3 protein-coding genes are annotated in these 3,625 nt (G+C 68.2%); all 3 read right to left on the reverse strand.

Annotated elements, in window-relative coordinates; translation table 11 throughout:
- Positions 1-17 precede the first annotated feature (17 nt).
- A complete protein-coding gene (locus ACWGIU_RS32845) occupies positions 18-1,526 on the reverse strand; it encodes a DUF4246 domain-containing protein (protein WP_453711759.1) in 1,509 nt (502 codons plus the stop codon).
- Between the two features lie 149 nt (positions 1,527-1,675).
- Positions 1,676-2,194: a hypothetical protein gene (locus ACWGIU_RS32850; RefSeq protein WP_453711760.1), complete on the reverse strand. Its 519-nt coding sequence runs from the start codon at positions 2,192-2,194 to the stop codon at positions 1,676-1,678.
- Positions 2,191-3,459, reverse strand: a complete 1,269-nt coding sequence (locus ACWGIU_RS32855) for a molybdopterin-dependent oxidoreductase (RefSeq protein ID WP_453711761.1) — start codon at positions 3,457-3,459, stop codon at positions 2,191-2,193. Before ACWGIU_RS32855 ends, ACWGIU_RS32850 begins: the two co-directional genes overlap by 4 nt.
- Positions 3,460-3,625: the final 166 nt, after the last annotated feature.

A 3,625-nucleotide genomic window follows, 5' to 3' on the forward strand; every position in this document is an offset into this window, starting at 1 on the left:
TCCCAAGGGCTGTCGCTTCAGTGCTCGCAGAGGGAGAATTCGCGTTCGTAGAGCTGCTCGTTGTGTTCGGCCACGAAGAACTTGCGTTCCTGCATGAGCTGTTCGCGGTAGTCCTTCGCCTGTTCGAGCGTCATGGTCGAGGTGTCGGACCATGGTTGCTGCGGTGGCACATCGGATGTCGAGACGATCTTTTCCGAGGGGTCGACCAGGAAGAACGCGAGGATTTTGCGATAGCCCGGGCGGCTGGCGTCTGCGAGGCGGAATGGACTGACGCGGTGTTGCAGGATGTTCGGGAACGCCAGGCAGCGGCCCGCTGGGGTCGATGTCGATCCCAGTACCTGGTTCAGTGCGTCCTCGTCTTCCAGGCCGTACACCTCACGCAGACCGTTGTCGTCGTTCTGTTCGTAGTTCGGGTCGTCGAGTGCCGCCCGGAAACTCAGCCGGCTTTCGGTGATGTTCTCGCTGTCCCAGTAGTAGATGCCGGTCGAGACGATCCGCTCGTTCATCATCCCCTCGACGTGCCAGGAACCGCCGGGGTACTCCGGCTTGTCCGTGGTTAGATGAATGGTGGCGAGCTTGACGATGACCTGGAGGCGGCGGCCGCGCAGGTCTACTCGGGCGGCCGCATCGGGCGACTCGGGCGGGGTGAAGGCCGTGGCGTCAGGGATGACCGGGCGGCGGTTCTCCCACCAGTCGTCCTGGGCCTGTTCCCATGCGCGACGGGCTTCCGCGTAGGCCTCGTCATCACTGTAGGAGGATTTGTTCGGGTACTCCGGTGCCGAGTCGTACCACCCGTAAGGATCGGCCTCGATCCGCAGCGGCCGGGGATGACGCAGATCGGTGAGCACGTTCTCCAGTAGCGGGCGCATGCGTGCGAACAAGTCCGGCAGGACGCATGCCAGTTCACGGTGATTGTCGGGGTGGACGTTGTTGACGTACGAACGGAAGGCGACATCTCCGTCGTCACTGATGTCGACATCGGTGGGCAGCCACTGGAATTTTTCCGAGAACTCGTACCTCGAATAGCGGTCCGTCGGATTCCGCCAAGCCCGCTCGGGCGCTCCACTCGCCTCTCGCACCAGGCAGAACAGCGAGGGATGAACCAGATCCAGCACCTGGCCGTCGGAACCGGGGTGCCAGTCCTGTTCCGCTTCGGGGACCTGTTCCAGAACCTGAACCGCCTCGCGCAGCCGGGATCTGAGCTTGTCGTCGACCAGGGTGTCCGACTGCCACACCCCGTCGACGGCGGACACCTCGATGCCGGTTCGTCCGTCCCGCAGCGCGGCGTAATGCACGAGTTCGGCGAGCACGTAACGAACCTGCGCTTCGGTGAGGCCCTGGGCTACCGCTTCTTGCGTCCACCTGGCGACGACGTCAGCATCGTTCATCTTGTCGAACCACCCCGGTTTCGCCCGAATGTGTGAGCTGCACTGCATCATCTGAAGTTCCCGCAGTGTTCGGGGTGTCGCGAACGATATGGAACGTGATGCGTGAAAGGGCAGCGGGAAAGCAGACAGGCCGGTCAATTCTCTTGGTCCTCCCAGTCGGTGTGCGGTGGCGGGAAGGATACTTCAGCGCACTGACACCGCAGCCCTGGTGGGCGCCGCCGCTCCGGGCCGGTGCGCGCAGATCTCGGGGTGAGAGCGGCCGAACGGTGGACAGCCGGCGAGCGCCGTCACGTGATGGCGCCGCGTGCTCGCCTCTGACGTCGTGCCGCTCGGCGTCGAGGCCCCGACGCCTGCCACCTGCGGACCAGAAGGATCGCTGCCGAGGCGGCGAAGAGGACAGCGGTGATCAGCAGCCAGCGCCCCAGGAAGACGTCGGCCGGGAGTCCGGTCGCCGCCGTGTAGTGGCCGACCCGGCGCAGGACGAGCGGCCACCAGACCAGCAGAAGGAGACCTGAGACGAAGGCCGGAACCCGCACGTAGTTGACGCTCGGCCTCGACAGCCCCCGCCCGGGGCCCGCCCGCCCCTCGACCAGGAGCTGCGCGGCCCGGTCGGTCAGCGAGTACAAGGGGAGGAGTACAAGGTCGTGGAGGAGCGCCGCCCCGACGAACCACAAGGCAACGCCCACGGTGTCGCCCCTGAGCAGTCGCACGCCGGCATAGGCGGCGAGGGCGAAGGAGGCCAGTACGAGGAGCAGGTGGAGCGGGGAGGCTCCGTAGCGCCGTCGGAAGGAGGTCGCGCCGGTCATGCCGGTTCTCCGAAGGTGATCCGGGTGACCCACTTGGTGTGGTGAACGCCGGGGGCACCGGGGACGATCACGCGGGCCGGGTAGCCGTGGTCGGGCGAGAGGACGGCCCCGTTGACGCGTACGGCCAGCAGTGAGCGGTGGTCGCGCACCTGGTTGTCCCGCAGGACGACCGAGCTGAACGACCCTCCCCGCTGCACCGATTCCACCAGGGCCTGCGGGGTGTCCGTACCCCGTCCGACGAGGGCGGCCAGTTCGGTGAGCCGTACGCCGCTCCACAGCTGGTCGGGGGTCGACCAGCCCTCCACGCACGCGATGGGCAGGGCCGCCTCGTGCTGTTCCATGGCCAGCAGCCCCTCGCGGGTGAGGATGACCTGGCGGCCCGGCGCTCGTACGGTCAGCCGCCAGGCGGGGCCGACATCGCTCGGCCGGATGCCGACGGATGCCGCGGTCTTGTTGATCTGGAAGCCGTTCGGCCCGGAGCCGGGGTCCTGGCCGTGCGGGGCGAGCAGCGCGGTCCGGCGCCACCAGCCGCCCACGCTCTGCCCGGCCGTCACCACGAGCAGCGCCAGGGAGCCGAGCCCGACCATGCCCAGGGCGCCCCGGCGGGAGATGGTCGGGGGCGCCGGCCGGGGCGAGACCAGCCCTGCGGCCTCCTCCGTGCCGGCCTTCGGCTGGCCCGGCCCTGCCCTGACGGTGCGGAGTGCTCGCGGCAGCCGGGCGGCCACGTGGACGACGAAGGCGCCGATGAACACCCATGCCCCGTAGAAGTGCAGGACGTAGAAGGAGCCCGGGAAGATGTAGTGCAGCTGCACGTTGAGGATGCCGGTGACGAACTCGAAGCCGGCTCCGCCCACCAGCAGGAGCAGGGACAGGCGCTCGATGCCGTGGCTGACGGAGCGCACGGGCGGCCATTCGAACAGTTTGGGGATGACCGACCACAGCTTCGCCAGCAGCACCGGCACGAGGACGATGCCCAGGACGACGTGGACCCCCTGGGTGAGTCGGTAGAGCCAGTACGGCGAAGTCGGCCAGGAGAACAGGAAGAACCCGAGCCACCCCTTGTCCGGCGTCTGGTCATTGATCCGCGCCAGGTCCGGGTTGTACGCGGCATACGACAGCAGGCCCGTCACGAACAGCAGCGTGATCCCGACCAGCAGGACGAGCCCGAACACGGCGGTCAGCCACGGCCCCCGCAGCGGACTGCGCCAGAACTCCGGCCGCGTCGGCCCCGGCGGCGGCCCGGGAGGCACGACGGAACGGACCACAGCACCCACCCGCCCCCGACCCACGCGCCGCTCCTCGCCCGAGACCGGTGCTGAATGCGGCGGACCGACGTCCGGAGGCGTTTTCCTCCGTCGCTGCGGCTGCGCCGCCGAATCCGGTTGCCCGGTCTCCGGCAACGGTGAACGCGGCACGTCGCGAGGCTCATCC

It is taken from the genome of Streptomyces sp. NPDC054840 (assembly GCF_053611065.1).

Coding starts and splice junctions, on each gene's coding strand:
- ACWGIU_RS32850 (WP_453711760.1), bottom strand. CDS start 2,194: ATGACCGGCGCGACCTCCTTCCGACGGCGCTACGGAGCCTCCCCGCTC.